The 17,614-nt window shown below is 53.8% G+C and carries 16 protein-coding genes; 10 read left to right on the forward strand and 6 right to left on the reverse strand.

Translation table 11 applies throughout. The features are described 5' to 3' along the window. The first annotated feature begins 13 nt into the window (after nt 1-13). A complete protein-coding gene (locus tag ACMHXH_RS17645; protein WP_144361595.1) occupies nt 14-1,378 on the forward strand; it encodes an L-serine ammonia-lyase in 1,365 nt (454 codons plus the stop codon). A 2-nt stretch (nt 1,379-1,380) separates the two neighbouring features. On the opposite strand, the gene ACMHXH_RS17650 is transcribed toward ACMHXH_RS17645, so the two are convergent. After that, nucleotides 1,381-1,830: a GNAT family N-acetyltransferase gene (locus ACMHXH_RS17650; RefSeq protein WP_039033060.1), complete on the reverse strand. Its 450-nt coding sequence runs from the start codon at nt 1,828-1,830 to the stop codon at nt 1,381-1,383. A gap of 297 nt (nt 1,831-2,127) precedes the next feature. Here ACMHXH_RS17650 and ACMHXH_RS17655 point away from each other — a divergent pair, with 297 nt between their 5' ends. Beyond that, nucleotides 2,128-3,450: a dicarboxylate/amino acid:cation symporter gene (locus ACMHXH_RS17655; RefSeq protein ID WP_039033182.1), complete on the forward strand. Its 1,323-nt coding sequence runs from the start codon at nt 2,128-2,130 to the stop codon at nt 3,448-3,450. 61 nt (nt 3,451-3,511) lie between these two features. Here the strand turns inward: ACMHXH_RS17655 and ACMHXH_RS17660 are convergent, their stop codons facing one another. Next, a complete protein-coding gene (locus tag ACMHXH_RS17660; RefSeq protein ID WP_039033061.1) occupies nt 3,512-3,925 on the reverse strand; it encodes an META domain-containing protein in 414 nt (137 codons plus the stop codon). A 136-nt stretch (nt 3,926-4,061) separates the two neighbouring features. Between ACMHXH_RS17660 and ACMHXH_RS17665 the strand changes: the two genes are divergently transcribed. Then, on the forward strand, nt 4,062-4,229 hold the full coding sequence (locus ACMHXH_RS17665) for a hypothetical protein (protein WP_226684119.1): 168 nt from the start codon (nt 4,062-4,064) through the stop codon (nt 4,227-4,229). Between the two features lie 54 nt (nt 4,230-4,283). Here the strand turns inward: ACMHXH_RS17665 and ACMHXH_RS17670 are convergent, their stop codons facing one another. Then, complete coding sequence (locus tag ACMHXH_RS17670; RefSeq protein WP_071475764.1) at nt 4,284-5,150, reverse strand: diguanylate cyclase domain-containing protein; 867 nt, start codon at nt 5,148-5,150, stop codon at nt 4,284-4,286. A gap of 120 nt (nt 5,151-5,270) precedes the next feature. Beyond that, nucleotides 5,271-6,224 (reverse strand): GGDEF domain-containing protein, encoded by a 954-nt coding sequence (locus ACMHXH_RS17675; protein ID WP_039033063.1) that lies wholly within the window; start codon nt 6,222-6,224, stop codon nt 5,271-5,273. Nucleotides 6,225-6,353: 129 nt separating this feature from the next. Here ACMHXH_RS17675 and ACMHXH_RS17680 point away from each other — a divergent pair, with 129 nt between their 5' ends. Together ACMHXH_RS17680 and ACMHXH_RS17685 are read left to right on the forward strand one after the other, a co-directional pair. Further along, nucleotides 6,354-6,890 carry a GNAT family N-acetyltransferase gene (locus ACMHXH_RS17680; RefSeq protein ID WP_143078352.1) on the forward strand — a complete coding sequence of 179 codons (537 nt, stop codon included), beginning with the start codon at nt 6,354-6,356 and terminating at the stop codon, nt 6,888-6,890. Between the two features lie 26 nt (nt 6,891-6,916). Next, a complete protein-coding gene (locus tag ACMHXH_RS17685) occupies nt 6,917-7,246 on the forward strand; it encodes a hypothetical protein (RefSeq protein WP_039033065.1) in 330 nt (109 codons plus the stop codon). Nucleotides 7,247-7,311: 65 nt separating this feature from the next. Here ACMHXH_RS17685 and metK read toward each other — a convergent pair whose 3' ends face one another. Beyond that, the gene (gene metK, locus ACMHXH_RS17690) at nt 7,312-8,463 is read right to left on the reverse strand and encodes a methionine adenosyltransferase (RefSeq protein ID WP_039033066.1); all 1,152 of its coding nucleotides are present in this window, start codon (nt 8,461-8,463) and stop codon (nt 7,312-7,314) included. A gap of 445 nt (nt 8,464-8,908) precedes the next feature. Between metK and tkt the strand changes: the two genes are divergently transcribed. The 4 genes from tkt (at nt 8,909) to fba (ending at nt 14,496) form a co-directional block, all read left to right on the forward strand. Then, a complete protein-coding gene (tkt, locus tag ACMHXH_RS17695; RefSeq protein WP_413738414.1) occupies nt 8,909-10,903 on the forward strand; it encodes a transketolase in 1,995 nt (664 codons plus the stop codon). Nucleotides 10,904-11,034: 131 nt separating this feature from the next. Continuing rightward, entirely contained in the window at nt 11,035-12,051 is a 1,017-nt protein-coding gene (gene epd / locus ACMHXH_RS17700; protein ID WP_039033068.1) for an erythrose-4-phosphate dehydrogenase, read from the forward strand. 87 nt (nt 12,052-12,138) lie between these two features. Further along, complete coding sequence (locus tag ACMHXH_RS17705; protein WP_039033069.1) at nt 12,139-13,314, forward strand: phosphoglycerate kinase; 1,176 nt, start codon at nt 12,139-12,141, stop codon at nt 13,312-13,314. 114 nt (nt 13,315-13,428) lie between these two features. Then, nucleotides 13,429-14,496, forward strand: a complete 1,068-nt coding sequence (fba, locus tag ACMHXH_RS17710; protein ID WP_039033070.1) for a class II fructose-bisphosphate aldolase — start codon at nt 13,429-13,431, stop codon at nt 14,494-14,496. A 163-nt stretch (nt 14,497-14,659) separates the two neighbouring features. Here fba and ACMHXH_RS17715 read toward each other — a convergent pair whose 3' ends face one another. After that, on the reverse strand, nt 14,660-16,075 hold the full coding sequence (locus ACMHXH_RS17715) for a PLP-dependent aminotransferase family protein (protein WP_039033071.1): 1,416 nt from the start codon (nt 16,073-16,075) through the stop codon (nt 14,660-14,662). Between the two features lie 141 nt (nt 16,076-16,216). Between ACMHXH_RS17715 and ACMHXH_RS17720 the strand changes: the two genes are divergently transcribed. Continuing rightward, on the forward strand, nt 16,217-17,614 hold the full coding sequence (locus ACMHXH_RS17720) for a cytochrome ubiquinol oxidase subunit I (RefSeq protein WP_335911905.1): 1,398 nt from the start codon (nt 16,217-16,219) through the stop codon (nt 17,612-17,614).

A 17,614-nucleotide genomic window follows, 5' to 3' on the forward strand; every position in this document is an offset into this window, starting at 1 on the left:
TACTGGGGGGAGCATGTTCAGTACCTTTGATATTTTCAAGATAGGTGTGGGTCCTTCCAGTTCCCATACCGTAGGCCCTATGAAGGCGGCGCGGGATTTTGTCGAGCAGCTGCATCTTGACGGACGTTTGAGTCGCCTGACCCGGGTAAGTGTCGATGTCTATGGTTCACTGTCGCTGACCGGCAAGGGCCACCATACAGATATCGCCATCATCATGGGGTTGGCGGGCAATAGTCCGGAGACTGTGGACATAGATGCGATTCCGACATTTATCCAACAGGTGCAGGCTTGTGGTGAACTCGTGCTCGGACACGGGCACAAGGTGGCCTTTCCGGCCGATGCTGTAAAGTTTCACAGTGAGGCCCTGCCGCTGCATGAAAATGCCATGCGGCTCACCGCCTGGGCCGGTGAGCTGGTATTGAGCAGCAAGACCTACTATTCCATCGGCGGTGGTTTTGTGGTGGAAGAGGCCGACTTTGGCAAACAAGTTGTGAGTGAGCGGAGCTTACCTTATCCCTTTACCAATGCCGAAGAGTTGCTGGCACTGTGCCGTGAACATGGCATGAGTATCAGTGCCTTGATGCTGGCCAATGAAAAGGCGTTGGCTCCGGAGGAGCGCATCTACCGTGGTCTTGGCAATATCTGGCACACAATGAAGCAAGCCATCGACAAGGGATGTCATACCGAAGGGATTCTGGCCGGGCCATTGAGAGTGCCAAGGCGGGCACCGGCACTGTTGCGGCAATTGCAAACCGGGGAGCGCCTTTCCAGCGATCCTATGGTCATAGTCGATTGGGTGAACCTGTTTGCCCTGGCGGTCAGTGAAGAAAATGCGGCCGGTGGCCGGGTAGTGACTTCGCCGACTAATGGTGCGGCCGGGATTATTCCAGCCGTGATGGCTTACTTCGACAAATTTATTCGTCCTTTGGGGCAGAAAGAGTACAGTCGCTTTTTGCTCACGGCCGCGGCCATAGGTGGACTTTACAAACGCAATGCCTCTATCTCGGGCGCCGAAGTAGGGTGTCAGGGGGAGGTCGGGGTTGCCTGCTCCATGGCGGCGGCCGGTTTGGCCGAGCTGATGGGGGCCAGCCCGGCCCAGGTGTGTATGGCGGCCGAAATCGGCATGGAGCACAATCTGGGGCTTACTTGCGATCCTGTCGCCGGGCAGGTTCAGGTGCCCTGTATTGAGCGTAACGCCATTGCCGCCGTGAAGGCGGTTAACTCGGCCCGAATGGCACTGCGCAGGAACTGTGAGCCCAGAGTCAGCCTGGATAAGGTGATAGCCACCATGTATGAAACCGGCAAGGATATGAGCGCCAAGTACCGGGAAACCAGCCAGGGTGGCCTGGCTATTAAGGTCACCAGTATCTGCGCCTGAACTCAGGCGGGCTTTTCTTCATACATCAAGTAGTGGCTCTGACTCATGCCCAGTGATTGGTATGTTTGCTGGGCGCGGGTGTTTTCCTGCTCCACATAGAGCCTGAAGCTTGCGGCGCCGCCTTGGTGCTCTGCCAGTGCCTTGACCTCCTGATACAGGGCGCGATATATGCCTTTGCGTCTGTGTTCAGGTTTGATATAGACACTCTGGATCCAGAAGTAGTCGGCGGCGCGCCAGTCGCTCCATTCATAGGTAACCATCAAGGAGCCTGCAATCTCTCCATCTATCTCCGCCACCAGATAAAAACCTTTGGCGGGGTTTTCCAATAGAGTGCTGACGCCGCGGCTCAGGGTGTCGCTGTTCAGTGACAGTCCTTCGGTTTCCTGTGCCATCGCCTGGTTGAAGGCCACCAGGGCCTCGGCGTCTCTTGGGGTACCTTTTCTTATAAGCATAATTATTCCTTTGAGTTCTGTTTGCTTTTGCGCCCGTAGGGTTTGCGTGTGCGGGGCACAATTTATCAGCAGTTAGGTGTAGGCGCAAAGGGGACTGGATCAAAAGTGTCACTTCAAGTTTTACCCGGATTATCCAGCCTCAGCTCATGGTAACTCCACCCAGGAGCCGGGCAGCGTGATACAGATCATCCTTGCGACAGGGGCATTGTGCTAAACTCGCGCACCGGCCTTGATGTCTGATCTTGGCCATCTGCCAAGGAAATGGCCCCTCTCTTTTTCAAATATCAAGGTTTACACATGTCAAAACACGAACCTTCACGCATCGGCCGTCTGTGGTCACGCTGGTCGGGGCTGCCTTTGTGGCTGAAGATACTGATAGGTATGGTTCTGGGGATGAGTACAGGACTGATGCTGGGTAAAGACGCCATCTATCTCAAGCCGATAGGGACTTTGTTCGTCAACACTATCAAGATGCTGATAGTGCCATTGGTGTTCTGCTCGCTGATAGTGGGGGTGACCTCAATGCAGGATACCGCCAAGATGGGGCGGATAGGTTTTAAATCCTTTGCTTTCTATCTGGGTACCACTTCCATTGCCATCAGTTTGGGGTTGATTGTCGGTTCTGTCATACGTCCGGGATCCGGCTTGAGCATGACACCTGAAATCGGTACCGAAAAGGTTGCCCAGGCTCCCTCTTTGATGGAAACCCTGATCAACATAGTGCCTACCAATCCAGTATCGGCTTTGGCCGAAGGGCAGATACTGCAGGTGATCGTATTCGCCGTGGCACTGGGGATCGCCCTGGTGTTGATAGGGGAACATGGCAAGCCTGCGATTCGGGTATTCGAGAGTCTGGCAGAAGCTATGTACAAGCTGACCGATATGGTGATGAGTCTGGCGCCTTATGGGGTGTTTGGCTTGATGGCTTGGGTGGCTGGTGAATACGGTATGGAGATGTTGTTGCCGCTCATTAAGGTGATTGTTGCCGTTTATATCGGCTGTTTCCTGCATATTGTCGGTTTCTACAGCTTGGTCTTGAGTGTCTTTGCCCGTCTCAATCCATTGCATTTCTTTAAGGGGATAAGCAATGCGATGGCCGTCGCCTTCACCACGTCAAGCTCGGCGGGGAGCTTGCCGGCCAGTATGAAGTGTGCCAGTGAGTACCTGGGGGTGAACAAGAAGATTTCCAGTTTTGTGCTGCCGCTGGGTACCACTATCAACATGGATGGCACCGCACTCTACCAAGGGGTGACCGCGCTGTTTGTGGCTCAGGCCTTTGGCATAGACCTCACCTGGGTGGACTACATCACCATTATTCTGACTGCGACGCTGGCTTCTATAGGTACTGCGGGGGTGCCCGGCGCCGGTTTGGTGATGTTGACGCTGGTGCTGACCACAGTAGGTTTGCCGCTGGAAGGGGTGGCGATTATTGCCGGTATCGACCGTATTCTGGATATGGCCCGCACTGTGGTTAACGTCTCCGGCGACTTGGTGGCTACCACAGTGATTGCCAAGTCGGAAAATGAACTGGATATTGAACACTACAATGCCGATATGCAGCAGAGTGCTCTGATAGCTGAACAGAATGCCGTTGACACTATAGAGCATGGCCGTAATTGATATGAGTTACATAAATGAAAAAACCGCCTGAAGGCGGTTTTTTTATGACTGAAGGGAAAAATCAGAGGCTGCTGAGTTGCAGCAGAACCTGGCCGTCAACACCCTTGAGCAAGAGCTTGCCATTGCTCATTTCACCTTGGGTCACCTGAGGCATGGCCTGCATCACCAGTTGTTCTTGGGCCATCAGTGCATCGACACAAGCTTTCATTGTACTGCCGGCGGGTGAGAGTTTTAACTTCAGGCCTTCCTGGGAATAGGTGCCGAAGAAGTTATTGCAGCTGTTGTTACCGGACAATTTGCCGTCCTTGGTAAAAACCAACTGGGCGGGACTGTAATCTATAGTCGGTTGTCCCATAATGCTTTCTACTTGCCAGCTGCCTTCCAGTGGCAGAAACTGACCTTGGGTATCCGGGGTGGTTTGGCAGGCAGCCAGACCAAATAGCAGCGCAGCAGCTACGAGAGTTTTCTTAATCATGGTCATTTTTCCATTAGTCTATAAAGCCTTTATAGTGTGACAAGAATAACGCGGATTAAAAAGGGGGAGAAGGGTGATATCCAATGCTAACTCAGTGATAGGCCTTCTAAAGTTGTTACATTGGATCGGAGTGTTAATGCTGCTTGTCGGTGTTGGGCTTTATATGTTGACTACTATGGCACTTGAGGTCAGCGGAATGTTGATTATTGCCTCGCTGATAGGCTTGGGGTTGGTATTTATGTCGCCATATCCTGTGGTTATCTTTATCCAATGGGCCAAGGCACAGGATCAAAAAACGCAATAAACGCTTAAGTTCAAAATTAGCATGAACGGCCATGGCGCAAGCGGCTTTCCCGGATTAACTTGAGGCCTTATATTGCAGTAGATCTTGCTTTGCCAGTTCCAACATAGGTGAAAGTTCGAAGTGGGAGTCAGGTGCAAAGAAGCTTTTCCCAACCAGCAGTTGTAGGCCGCAATCGCTGCGACTAACTCGTTTTTTTAAGCGGCTGGTGAGAATATCCAAATGCGCTTGGTTGTCTACAAATGCCAGGATAATGAATTGGCTCTTATTCAACCTGGTGCAGATATCTGCTTCACGCATGTTCTCCAGTATCACCCTTGCCAGTATTTTCAGGGCCTTATCTTGTTGCAGCCCGGCAATACGGTTTGAGTTAAGTTCCTTGCCTTCCAACAGTAAAAGTCCGGCATGGGAGCCCAAACGGCGACTAAGACTCAGCTGCCTTGATGCCAGCAGATTAAAGCCCCTGGGATTGAGCATACCTGTGAGTTCATCTTGTAAAGACAGAGACGCCATCTGTTCCATCAGTTGCAACTGTCCAAGCTCACTCTTGAGTAGCTCAAGCATAGGCTCGAGCAAAGACTGCAACTGCTCTATCGCTACCTTGGGTTTGCCATTTAGGATCAGTAATTCGCCAAACAGCTTGCCATCGGACCAATGAAGTGGGTACTTGATGGTCTCGGCCGGGTGAGCTGCAAAGTGTTGCAGTATAGAGGCAATATCTTCAAATTCAGTTGGGATTTCAGCCACCGAACTGTGGCTCAGGACCTGTAGCTTGGTGTCTGGCATATGCTGTAGTAACAGCACAGTTTGGGCGTGAAATATTTCTCTGACAGTGGCTAAACGGTTTTGCCAATGGCTAAGCTTCAAAGGGTCGTTGGGGTGGTCTCTTAAGCTGCTGGTTTTTTCCGTCAGTTGCGCATGCATATAGTTATCGTATTTTTGATGGCAGGGATTGCCTCAGGATACCTAACCGTTTGCGTTAATAAAATGCAAATAATCAGTTATTGGATCTGAGTCTTTTTAATGCTTGTTCTGTGCTTTGAATCAAGGCTTTTCTGCTTCTTTCTTCTGTTTGGATGACTTGAGCCCTGCTCTGGCACTTTCCAGCATGGGGGCCAACTTGGCTGCTGAGTCCGGGCTGAAAAAGCAACTGCTGGAGTCCAACTGCAATGGAGCCGAAAACTGGTTCATCTGCCGCTCAAGGCGCTTGATGATATGTTCCAGATCCCGCTCCAGATCGACAAACACCAGTAGGACATATTGGCTGTCGTTGTAGTGGGCGGCAATATCCGCGGTTCTTATGGTACTGAGGATCAGGTTACCGAGTTCCTTATGATGACGTGCCAGCGTTTCGGCATCCATATTCGCCCCGGGTATCAACTCGAAAAAAATAATGCCTGAATGAGCACCGAAGCGGCGACCGAGATTGAGCTGTCTTGGCGCCATCATAATGAAACCATAACGGTTGAGTATGCCTGTTTCCCGGTCTCGCATGGATAGCGATTCGATTCTATGGCTTTGGCATAGGAGCGCCAAGTCTTGCTGCAGCAGAATTTGAAACGGTTCCAGCATATAAGGGCTTATGTGTTGCTGCTCGTTGGCATGGGCATTGATGACACACAGGCAACCGAACACCGAGCCATCGGGCCAGAGCACGGGCCGGGATAGAATCCCAAGGACATTGCTGAACTCTTTTGGATTGTCATTATAGGTGGAGCGGGTGAGATCCAGATTAACGCCCTCGGGTGGGCTATCGACCATACGCAGGAATACACTTTCGTCTGCAGAGAATACCTTACCGGGTGGGAACCTGTGGCTGGCATCGGCGGCGCTGACAATGACTTCAAATCCCTGTTCTGTCTTTTGCAGCACAAAGACTTTGTCGGCCTGGTAGTAACGTTTCATTAGCTCACATTGATGCATCCAGCGAATAAGGTTGAGTCTGTGGCTTTCATTTTCCAATAGGCTCTTGCCTGGGTCTATGGTATCCGGGAGCATGTCTCTTCCTGAGTGATGTGGCTTAAGTTCAACTTTAAGTGTGGAAGCAGTATAGGAATTTCGCAAATCGAGTGCGGCTTAAACCTGCTTTGGCTATAATGCGGCTTCTTTTCTTGCTGAGTCTTTTTAATGCCGCAAACCATGCAATACCGCCAGGCCGAGGCGGCCGATATTGAGACGATTGCCAGTCTGGAGCAGCGCTTCGGCCAGGATGAATTGAGTGCCAGAGAGCGCACTCAAGGCATGCAAGGGCAGGGCTTTTCTGCCAAGGAGCTTGAGCCTCTGGTGGCTTCCGGCCTGGTGTGGTTGGCGTTGGACGCGACTAAGGTAGCCGGTTATCTGATAACCGGCAGTTGGGATAAACTTAAGCATTCGCCTTTGTGTCAGGCCCTCTGTCGGCAACTGGCTCAGAATCGCTTTGACCTGGAATTGAATTGGCAGCAGACTTTGCACTACGGTCCGGTTTGGGTGCATCCTGATTATCGTGGCAAGGGCGTGTTTGATAAGCTTTATGGCGCCGCCAGAGCCAACATCAGTGCGCCTTGGCTGGCACTGATCGCCGAGGATAACGAGGCGTCTATACGTGCCCATAGCCGGGATGGCCGCATGCGCACCCTGGATTTTGTCACCCTTTGTGGCCGGGATTTCTATCTGCTGCTGGGTTAACAGGCGCTTTGACGCGGGAGAGTAAGATGCAAAACACGCCAGAAACCCTACTGCAATCCTGTGAGTCGCTAAGGCTTTCTGCCTGGGATAATGTCAGATACCTGGTGTCTGTTTTGGCGCTGCAGGGTCAACAGGCAAAGGCTTTTGAAGCCAAAATCGATGGCAAGCCGCATTATCTGCTGCAAGCCTTGGGCGTCTGTTTCGACTGTGGGCGCAGCAATAGCTATCAGGTGCAGATCCGCCAGTTGACTGATACCGAATTCACTCCAATGAAAGTGTTGGATATCACGCCGCTATCGGCCGAGCAGTTGGGTTACCTCTGTATGGAAACGGCCCATTTCGATCACTGCTACTGAGATATCGCCCGATAAATAGATATAAAAAAACCGCCCTGAGGCGGTTTTTTTGCAAGCTGAGTCTATTACAGACCTGCGTCGGTACGCAGGGCTTCAGCCTTGTTGGTTTGCTCCCATGGGAACTCGTCACGGCCGAAGTGACCGTAAGCGGCGGTGCCTTGATAGATGGGGCGCGCCAGATCCAGCATCTCGGTCAGGCCGTATGGACGCAGATCGAAGTGCTGACGTACCAACTGGATAAGCAATTCTTGCGAGACTTTGCCTGTGCCGAAGGTTTCCACACTGATGGAGGTCGGTTCGGCCACACCAATGGCGTAAGACACCTGGATTTCACAGCGGTCAGCCAGACCGGCAGCCACTATGTTTTTGGCAACGTAACGGGCAGCGTAAGCGGCGCTACGGTCAACCTTGGATGGGTCTTTACCTGAGAAGGCACCACCACCGTGACGGGCCATGCCGCCATAGGTATCAACGATGATCTTGCGACCGGTCAAACCACAGTCACCCATAGGGCCACCGATAACAAAACGGCCGGTTGGGTTGATGAAGTACTTGGTGTCCTTGTTCAGCCACTGGGCAGGCAATACTGGCTTGATGATGGTTTCCATCACGCCTTCCACCAGATCCGCCTGGCTGACGCTTTCGCAATGCTGGGTAGAAAGTACCACGGCATCGATACCGACAATCTTGTTGTCTTCGTAGGCGAAAGTCACCTGAGACTTGGCATCGGGACGCAACCAAGGCAGAGCGCCGCTCTTGCGGACTTCTGACTGGCGCTTAACCAACTGGTGAGCGTAGGTGATAGGAGCTGGCATCAGCACGTCGGTCTCATTGCTGGCGTAACCAAACATCAGACCCTGGTCACCGGCACCCTGTTCTTTGGGATCGGCACGGTCTACACCCTGGTTGATATCGGGGGACTGCTTGCCGATGGCGTTCAGTACCGCACAGCTGTCGGCATCAAAACCCATATCCGAGTGGGTATAACCTATTTCGCGAACGGTTTTACGGGTCAGTTCTTCAATATCGACCCAGGCTGAGGTGGTGACTTCACCGGCCACCAGTACCATACCTGTCTTGACCAGGGTTTCACAGGCTACACGGGCCTTGGGATCCTGAGCCAGAATCGCGTCGAGTACCGCATCAGAAATCTGATCGGCGATTTTATCTGGATGTCCTTCTGAGACTGACTCAGAGGTAAACAAGTGTTTTGCCATAATTCGGAAAATCTCGTCTGTGGAATTCAAACGTGTAGAAGCATCTACATCTAGACGGCCATTTTAGTGGAATTCGACTTGGATGACACCCCTTGTCGCAAATATTTGTGCGCCATGGCGCAGGAATCGGCTCAAATGACTAAGAGCTTTTTCCACTGTTTTCAGCTATTTTGCTGAAATGTATCAGATTCATCTGTTTCTGGGTGAGGAGTTTTCCTATGGCGCTTTAACCCAGGTAGCCGCATTGAAAGCGAACAGCGGACAGGCAAGTTGACAGCTTTGTGAGCGGCAAGCTTCGCAAATGAGGCGCAAATGTAAACACAAAGCAAAGCCTGGGCTGCTTTTGGCGTTGTGAGTGGGTGAATTTTATTTGCGTCCTTCTGCCCGGTAGGGGAAAATATGGCTCCAATTTGCCCAAGACCTCTAAGATCAAGCAGGAGAGAGCATGTCTTCCCGTAAAGAACTCGCTAACGCTATCCGTGTTTTAAGTATGGACGCTGTCCAAAAGGCCAATTCCGGCCACCCCGGTGCTCCCATGGGGATGGCTGATATCGCCGAAGTCCTGTGGCGGGATCACCTCAAGCACAACCCTGTGAACCCTCAATGGGCCGACCGCGACCGCTTTGTGTTGTCAAACGGCCATGGTTCCATGCTGCATTACTCACTGCTGCATCTGGCGGGTTATGATCTGGGCATTGAAGATCTCAAGCAGTTCCGTCAACTGCACTCACGCACTCCGGGCCATCCTGAATATGGTTATGCTCCCGGCATAGAAACCACCACAGGGCCTTTGGGCCAAGGCATTACCAATGCTGTAGGTATGGCGATTGCGGAAAAGGCTCTGGCGGCTCAGTTTAACCGTGACGGTCACGATATTGTCGATCATCACACTTATGTCTTCATGGGTGACGGTTGCCTGATGGAAGGTATCTCCCATGAGGCCTGCTCACTGGCCGGTACCCTGGGTCTTGGCAAACTGATCGCCTTCTGGGATGACAACGGTATCTCCATCGATGGTCATGTTGAAGGCTGGTTCAGCGATGATACTCCCAAGCGCTTTGAAGCCTATGGCTGGCACGTGGTTGCCGGTGTCGATGGTCACGACCCACAAGCTATTAACGCCGCCATTGAAGCCGCCAAGGCTGATCCGCGTCCATCGCTGATCTGCTGCAAGACCGTAATAGGTTACGGTTCTCCCAACAAGTCCGGTTCTCATGATTGCCACGGTGCGCCGCTGGGTGATGCTGAAATTGCCGCCACCCGTGAATTCCTGGGCTGGAAGCATGAGCCATTCGTGATCCCATCTGAAATCTATGCTGCCTGGGATGCCAAGGAAGCCGGTAAGGCCGCCGAAAGCAGCTGGAACGACAAGTTCGCTGCCTATGAAGCCGCTCACCCCGCGCTGGCCGCCGAGCTCAAGCGTCGCCTCAACGGTGAACTGCCTGCCAACTTTGACGCCGATGCCAAAGCCTACATAGAGCAGCTGCAGGCCAATCCTGCCAATATCGCTTCCCGTAAGGCCTCGCAAAATGCACTGGAAGCCTTCGGTAAAATGTTGCCTGAATTCTTAGGGGGCAGTGCCGACCTGGCGCCTTCCAACCTGACCATGTACTCAGGTTCCAAGCCTATTTCGGCCGAAGATCCCAGCGGCAACTACCTGCACTATGGTGTGCGTGAGTTTGGTATGACCGCCATCATCAACGGTATTGCCCTGCACGGTGGGTTTGTACCTTACGGTGCCACCTTCCTGATGTTTATGGAATATGCCCGCAACGCCATGCGGATGGCCGCGCTGATGAAGGTGCAGAACATTCAGGTCTATACCCACGACTCCATTGGTCTGGGTGAAGACGGCCCGACTCACCAACCGGTTGAGCAGATTGCCTCTTTGCGTATGACTCCCAACATGAGCACCTGGCGCCCATGTGACCAGGTAGAATCTGCTATCGCCTGGAAATACGCCATTGAGCGCAAAGACGGCCCAACTTCGCTGATCTTCTCGCGTCAGAACCTGACCCAGATGCCACGCAGCGCCGAGCAACTGAATGATGTGGCCAAGGGCGGTTATGTGCTGGTGGATTGCGAAGGCGCGCCTGAGCTGATCATCATTGCCACCGGCAGCGAAGTCGAGTTGGCGGTTAAGGCCCAGGTTGAGCTGGCCGCTACTGGCGCCAAGGTGCGCGTGGTTTCCATGCCATCTACCGACGTATTTGACCAGCAAACCGCGGCTTATAAAGAAGCTGTACTGCCAGCCAATGTCACAAAACGACTGGCCGTGGAAGCGGGCATAGCCGATTACTGGTATAAATATGTCGGCCTGAACGGTCGCATTATTGGCATGACCAGCTTCGGTGAGTCGGCGCCTGCCAATCAGTTGTTTGAGATGTTCGGTTTCACTGTCGATAAAGTGGTTGAAGCCGGTAAGGCTCTGCTCGCCTGAGCCGCGCCTGCCTGATTGGAAATGACTGTGCGGCAACCAGGCAATGGAATGCCGCACAGGAAGTGCAACGGCCTGTCGGGAAGTCAGGCCGTTACCCAATCAGCATCCCTCATTAGAGGAACAGGATCTCCATGATCAGAGTCGCAATCAATGGTTATGGCCGCATCGGCCGTTCAATTCTCCGTGCCTTATACGAATCGGGTAAAAGGCAGCAAATTCAGATCGTTGCTATCAATGAACTGGCTAAGCCCGAGGCCATAGTCCACCTCACCAACTATGACACCACCCATGGTCGCTTCCATAGCCGCGCGAGCCTTGCCGATGGCATGATGCAACTGGGGGATGACAGCATTACCCTGTTGGCCGAGCCGGAGGCGGACAAACTGCCCTGGGGCGAGCTGGATATCGACTTGGTGTTCGAAGCTACCGGCGCCCTCTCTGATAGACAGAGCTGTGAGGCTCATATCCAGGCCGGTGCCCGCCAGGTATTGATAAGTCACCCCTCTTCGGCGGATGTTGACGCCACCATAGTCTATGGTGTCAACCAGGAACTGTTGGCCGCCGAACACACAGTGGTGTCCAACGCATCCTGTACCACCAACTGTATTGTCCCTGTCATCGATGTGCTGGACCGGCACTTTGGGGTCAAGAGCGGTGCCATTACCACTATCCACTCGGCGATGAATGATCAACAGGTGATAGATGCCTATCACGACGATCTGCGCCGTACCCGCGCCGCCGGGCAATCAATTATTCCGGTAGATACCAAGCTTGCCCGCGGCATAGAGCGTATCCTGCCGCAGATGAAGGATAAGTTTGAGGCTATCTCTGTGCGGGTGCCCACTATTAATGTTACCGCTATAGATGTGTCTGTGACCCTCAACGACAGAGTGGATATTGCCAAGGTAAACCAAGTGTTGGAGCAGGCGACCCACGGCCGGCTCGAGGGGATTCTGGGCTATACTGATGAGCCTCTGGTATCATGCGATTTTAATCATGATCCGCGCTCCAGCGTGGTCGATGGTACCCAGACCCGGGTCAGTGATGGCCAACTGGTGAAGCTGTTGCTTTGGTGCGACAACGAATGGGGTTTTGCCAACCGTATGTTGGATACGGCACTGGCGATGATCAAGGCCCGCAGCGCCTGAGAGACTGCGACAGATTATTTCAGGGGGCAGGGAAGCTGCCGCCCTTAGTGAAACAGATTTGTTTTTGATTAAGAAGGAAGCGTAAAAATGGCAATTATCAAGATGTCAGAGCTGGATCTTCAGGGCAAGCGTGTGCTGATCCGTGAAGATCTCAACGTGCCGGTGGTCGATGGTGTCGTCACCAGTGACGCGCGTCTGCGGGCGTCACTGCCCACCATCAAACTGGCACTGGAAAAAGGGGCTGCCGTGATGGTGATGTCCCACCTGGGACGACCAACCGAAGGCGAATATAATGAGGAGTTTTCCCTCAAGCCTGTGGTTGACTATCTGGCCAAGGCGCTGGATTGCCCGGTGCGCCTGGAAAAAGACTATCTTGAAGGCGTCGAAGTTGCCCAAGGCGAAGTCGTGGTGTTTGAAAACGTCCGCTTCAACAAGGGTGAGAAGAAAAACGACGAGGCGCTTTCCAAGCAGCTGGCGGCCCTGTGTGATGTCTATGTGATGGATGCCTTCGGTACTGCTCACCGCGCCCAGGCCTCGACTCACGGAGTCGGCATGTTTGCCCCGATAGCCTGCGCCGGCCCATTGTTGGCAGCCGAGCTGGATGCCCTGGGTAAGGCGATGGATAACCCGGCACGTCCCTTGGTGGCGATTGTCGGAGGCTCCAAGGTGTCAACCAAGCTGACAGTGCTTGAGTCTCTATCCGGCATAGTGGATCAACTGGTGGTAGGTGGTGGTATCGCCAACACCTTTATAGCCGCCGCCGGCCATCCTGTGGGCAAGTCACTCTATGAAGCCGACCTTATCGATGAAGCCAAGCGCCTGGTGGCCAATGCCCAGAGCCGTGGCGGCGATATCCCTGTGCCTACCGATGTAGTGGTTGGCAAGGAGTTCAGCCCTGCAGCCGTGGCTACCTTGAAGCCAGTGGCCGAGGTTGCCGACGATGAGATGATTTTTGATATAGGCCCGGACAGCGCCGAAGCCTTGGCAGCTATCCTGCAAAAAGCCGGTACTATAGTCTGGAACGGCCCGGTAGGGGTGTTTGAGTTTGACCAGTTCGGCGAAGGCACCAAGCGTATCGCCCAGGCGATCGCCGAGTCACCGGCCTTCTCCATCGCTGGTGGCGGTGATACTCTTGCCGCCGTGGATAAATACGGTATCGCCGACAAGGTGTCATACATCTCTACCGGCGGCGGCGCCTTCCTCGAGTTCCTCGAAGGTAAAGAGTTACCGGCAGTGGCTATGCTCAAGGCCCGCGGTAACTAAGCAAAGTCAAAAGAATTATAAAGAAACCGCTCCCGGCTTTGCCGGGAGCATCAAGTTAAATCCAAGCGATAGCGACCTCGGTGAAGTAATTCACCCTATTATTGGAGTAAAAAAATGGCCCTTATTTCCCTACGCCAACTGCTGGACCACGCCGCCGAACATGGATACGGCGTCCCGGCGTTCAACGTCAACAACCTGGAGCAGATGCGTGCTATCATGCAGGCCGCCGAAGCCACTGATAGCCCTGTGATCGTGCAGGCCTCAGCCGGTGCCCGTAAGTATGCCCGTCCTCAGTTCCTCAAATATCTGATGGCGGCCGCCCTTGAGCAGTATCCGGATATCCCTGTGTGTATTCACCAGGATCACGGTACCCACCCTGACGTGTGTCAGCGTTCCATCCAGCTCGGCATGAGCTCTGTGATGATGGACGGTTCCTTGATGTCTGACGGCAAGACTCCTGCCTCTTATGAGTACAACGTCGATGTCACCCGCAAGACAGTGGCGTTCGCCCACGCCTGTGGTGTTTCTGTTGAAGGTGAAATCGGTTGTCTGGGTAGCCTGGAAACCGGTATGGCCGGTGAAGAAGACGGTATCGGCGCCGAAGGCACCCTGAGCCATGAGCAGATGCTGACCAGCCCGGAAGAGGCTGCCCGCTTCGTGGCCGACACTCACGTGGATGCCCTGGCTATCGCCATAGGTACCAGCCACGGTGCTTACAAGTTCAGCCGCAAGCCTACCGGCGATGTGCTGCGTATCGACCGCATCAAAGAGATCCACGCCCGTATCCCCAACACTCACCTGGTCATGCACGGTTCTTCTTCTGTACCTCAGGAGTGGCTGCAGATCATCAACCAGTATGGTGGCGCGATCCCTGAAACTTACGGCGTGCCGCTGGAAGAGATTGTTGAAGGCATCAAGCACGGTGTACGTAAGGTTAACATCGATACAGATTTGCGTCTGGCATCAACCGGTGCGGTACGTAAGTTCCTGGCCGAAAACCCAACTGAGTTTGATCCACGCAAATTCCTTAAGGCCTCTATGGAAGCTATGGCCGACATCTGTACCGTGCGCTACGAAGCCTTCGGTTGTGCCGGTATGGGCTCCAAGATCAAGCCACTGTCACTGCAGGCCATGTACAAGCGTTATCAGACCGGCGAACTGGACCCACAGATCAATCTGTAATCCCGTTCTCTGTATTGAAAGCCCGCATTCGCGGGCTTTTTTACTTTTAGCTTCCAGAGTGTAAATCCGAGGTGGGCGCTAGTTGTTGCGCCTTGGCTGTTACGACACACTTGGGTGATAGGGCTGAGGTTGGCGGAGTGTTTTCCGGATGGCTCTTGAGTCATCACAACGCCTTTTTGATAAGCTTGGCCAGGCTGGCTATCGATTGCTCCAATTTTGGCCCGCCAGGCAGTGAGGCATTGATGCGAAAACAGTGGCTGAACTCCCGGTGCGCCGAGAACATCTGTCCCGGCGCCAGGCTTATTCCTTGCCAGAGTGCCTGGCGATAAAGCTCTGTGGTGTCCCGCCCCTCGGGTAACTCTACCCAGAGAAAATAGCCGCCATCGCCATAATGCACTCTGACACTGTCGGGTAAGCGGCTCTTCAATGCCTGCCAGGTGGCAAACTTTCGCTGCTCCAGGGTGCGCCTCAATTGTCGCAGGTGGGTCTCATAACTGCGGGTCGACAGGTAATGGGCCAGTGCCAATTGCACCGGGGTGCTGGTGGCCAGGGTGCTCATCAGTTGCAGTTTTTGAATACTGAGCGCCATCTTGCCGGCGGCCACCCAACCGACGCGAAAACCGCCCACCAGAGACTTGGAGAAGGAGCCGCAGTGCAGGGTTCTGTTGTCCGGGTCGAAGGCCTTGGCCGGCAGGGGCTTCTCCTTGCCAAAATAGAGTTCACTGTAGACATCGTCTTCAATCAAAAAGCAGTCGTGTTCCTGCAAGAGTTTCAGCAAACGACGCTTCTTGTCATCGCTCATACTGCAGCCAAGGGGATTTTGAAAGTTGGTCATCAACCAGCAGGCCTTGACCCTGTGAGTTTGCAGCGCTTGGGCCAGAGACTGCAGATCTATCCCTTCCTGGGGATGGGTGCGAATGGCGAGCGCCTTGAGGCCGAGGCGCTCCAGCGACTGCAGCGCGCCGTAGAAGGCGGGGTTTTCTATCACCACCCAATCCCCGGGACGGGTAACCGCCTGCAGGCTCAGGTTCAATGCCTCCAGTGCCCCCGCGGTGATCACTATTTCATCCGGCGAGATGCTCATTCCCTGCGCCGCGTAGCGCTGGGCTATGATATGCCTGAGCGCCGGGTTCCCGGGTGGCAGATTGTCCAGAGCGCTGGCGGAATCCAGGGTTCTGGCGCTTGAAATCAAGGCCCGGTTCAACTGTTTGTGGGGCGACAGCCCGGGGTCCGGGTAGGCGGAGCCAAACCCCGTGATCCCCGGATCGCGACTGGCCTGCAACACCTCAAAGATAAAGGCGTTGATATCCACCGACTCGGCGCGGGTCACAGCACTGGACTGATGCAGACCTTGAGGCTTGGGGGCAGCCACTTTCGGGGCGACAAAGTAACCTGAGCGGGGGCGGGAGATTATCCAACCTTGGCTCTCCAACACCTGATAGGCATGCATCACTGTCATCAAACTCATCTGGCTCTGCTGAGTCTGCTCCCTGAGTGAAGGTAAGCGGTCACCCACCTGCCAGACACCGCTCTGTATCTGCTGCCTCAATTGCTGGATCAGGGTTTCATATTTGGCCATGGTTTACTCTGCTTTATTGCCCGTGTCCAGCATAACAATTATTCAATCTGTTATATATAAAATCGTATTTTCTGTATCTATTATAGTTTTGTCTCAGTCCTTAAGATGCCTGCCAGGTTTATTGACCCTTTGAGGTGGTTCATGTTTGGACTGGATGCACTCGAAATGGCACGCATACAGTTTGCCTTCACGGTTTCTTTTCACATTATCTTCCCGGCCATCACCATTGGCCTGGCAAGTTATCTCGCGGTACTGGAAGGGCTTTGGCTCAAAAAGCGTAATCCGCTATACAAGCAGTTGTATCATTTTTGGTCCAAGGTATTTGCGGTCAACTTTGGTATGGGGGTGGTTTCCGGCTTGGTGATGGCTTACCAGTTCGGCACCAACTGGAGCGGTTTTTCCGAGTTTGCCGGCAGTATTACCGGCCCCCTGCTGACCTATGAAGTGTTGACCGCCTTCTTCCTCGAAGCCGGATTTTTGGGGGTGATGCTGTTTGGCTGGAAGAAAGTCGGCGATCAGCTGCACTTCTTTTCCACCTGCATGGTTGCCCTCGGCACCCTAATGTCCATGTTCTGGATCTTGGCCTCCAACAGTTGGATGCACACGCCGCAGGGCTTTGTCATTGAAGCCGGTCAAGTAGTACCGACAGACTGGTTGGCGGTTATCTTCAACCCTTCCTTTATTCCGCGTCTTTCGCATATGGCGGTGGCCGCCTTTATCTGCTGCGCCTTGATGGTGGCGGCATCGGGCGCCTGGCACTTGCTTAAAGGCAACGACAACCCGGCGGTGCGCAAGATGTTCTCCATGGCGCTGTGGATGATCCTCGCCTGTGCACCTTTGCAGGCCTTGCTTGGGGATATTCACGGGCTCAATACCCTGGAGCATCAACCGGCTAAAGTCGCCGCCATGGAAGGCCACTGGGACAACAGCTCGGGTGAGCCGACACCGCTTATCCTGTTTGGCTGGCCCAATATGGAGACAGAAACCACTGACTATGCCCTCAAGATCCCGGCGCTGGCCAGTTTGATCTTGATGCACGACAGCCAGGCCCAGGTGCCGGCGCTGAAGGAGTTTGCCGTGGAAGACAGGCCCAATGTCCCTATCGTCTTTTGGTCATTTCGGGTCATGGTCGGACTGGGCATGTTGATGCTGCTGCTCGGTGTCGTCAGCCTTTGGCTCAGACACAGTGGTGGCCTGTACCAGCGCCGCTGGTTTCTGCGCTTCAGTCTGTGCATGGGACCATCGGGACTCATAGCGCTGTTGGCCGGTTGGATAACCACGGAAGTGGGGCGGCAACCCTGGATCATTCATGGGGTAATGCGCACCCAGGATGCGGTCTCCGCCCATGGCGAGCTGCATATGAGCCTGAGCCTGCTGGGGTTCTTTGTGGTCTACAGCCTGGTGTTTGGTTTGGGGTATCTCTATCTGCTCAATCTTATCCGTCAGGGACCCAAGGTCGAGGAAGCCTTATCCGAAAGCCCGGCGTTGGTCGGGCGAATTTCACAGTTTCACAGCGACGAGCTGCATAAGGAGAGCTGA

Origin of the sequence: Shewanella sp. BJSY2023SW001 (assembly GCF_047314685.1) — a bacterium.
GTDB lineage: Bacteria > Pseudomonadota > Gammaproteobacteria > Enterobacterales > Shewanellaceae > Shewanella > Shewanella indica.

Coding starts and splice junctions, on each gene's coding strand:
- ACMHXH_RS17655 (WP_039033182.1), top strand. CDS start 2,128: ATGTCAAAACACGAACCTTCACGCATCGGCCGTCTGTGGTCACGCTGG.
- ACMHXH_RS17660 (WP_039033061.1), bottom strand. CDS start 3,925: ATGATTAAGAAAACTCTCGTAGCTGCTGCGCTGCTATTTGGTCTGGCT.
- fba (WP_039033070.1), top strand. CDS start 13,429: ATGGCCCTTATTTCCCTACGCCAACTGCTGGACCACGCCGCCGAACAT.
- ACMHXH_RS17670 (WP_071475764.1), bottom strand. CDS start 5,150: ATGCATGCGCAACTGACGGAAAAAACCAGCAGCTTAAGAGACCACCCC.
- ACMHXH_RS17680 (WP_143078352.1), top strand. CDS start 6,354: ATGCCGCAAACCATGCAATACCGCCAGGCCGAGGCGGCCGATATTGAG.
- ACMHXH_RS17685 (WP_039033065.1), top strand. CDS start 6,917: ATGCAAAACACGCCAGAAACCCTACTGCAATCCTGTGAGTCGCTAAGG.
- ACMHXH_RS17705 (WP_039033069.1), top strand. CDS start 12,139: ATGGCAATTATCAAGATGTCAGAGCTGGATCTTCAGGGCAAGCGTGTG.
- ACMHXH_RS17720 (WP_335911905.1), top strand. CDS start 16,217: ATGTTTGGACTGGATGCACTCGAAATGGCACGCATACAGTTTGCCTTC.
- epd (WP_039033068.1), top strand. CDS start 11,035: ATGATCAGAGTCGCAATCAATGGTTATGGCCGCATCGGCCGTTCAATT.
- ACMHXH_RS17675 (WP_039033063.1), bottom strand. CDS start 6,224: ATGCTCCCGGATACCATAGACCCAGGCAAGAGCCTATTGGAAAATGAA.
- ACMHXH_RS17650 (WP_039033060.1), bottom strand. CDS start 1,830: ATGCTTATAAGAAAAGGTACCCCAAGAGACGCCGAGGCCCTGGTGGCC.
- metK (WP_039033066.1), bottom strand. CDS start 8,463: ATGGCAAAACACTTGTTTACCTCTGAGTCAGTCTCAGAAGGACATCCA.
- ACMHXH_RS17645 (WP_144361595.1), top strand. CDS start 14: ATGTTCAGTACCTTTGATATTTTCAAGATAGGTGTGGGTCCTTCCAGT.
- ACMHXH_RS17715 (WP_039033071.1), bottom strand. CDS start 16,075: ATGGCCAAATATGAAACCCTGATCCAGCAATTGAGGCAGCAGATACAG.
- tkt (WP_413738414.1), top strand. CDS start 8,909: ATGTCTTCCCGTAAAGAACTCGCTAACGCTATCCGTGTTTTAAGTATG.
- ACMHXH_RS17665 (WP_226684119.1), top strand. CDS start 4,062: ATGCTGCTTGTCGGTGTTGGGCTTTATATGTTGACTACTATGGCACTT.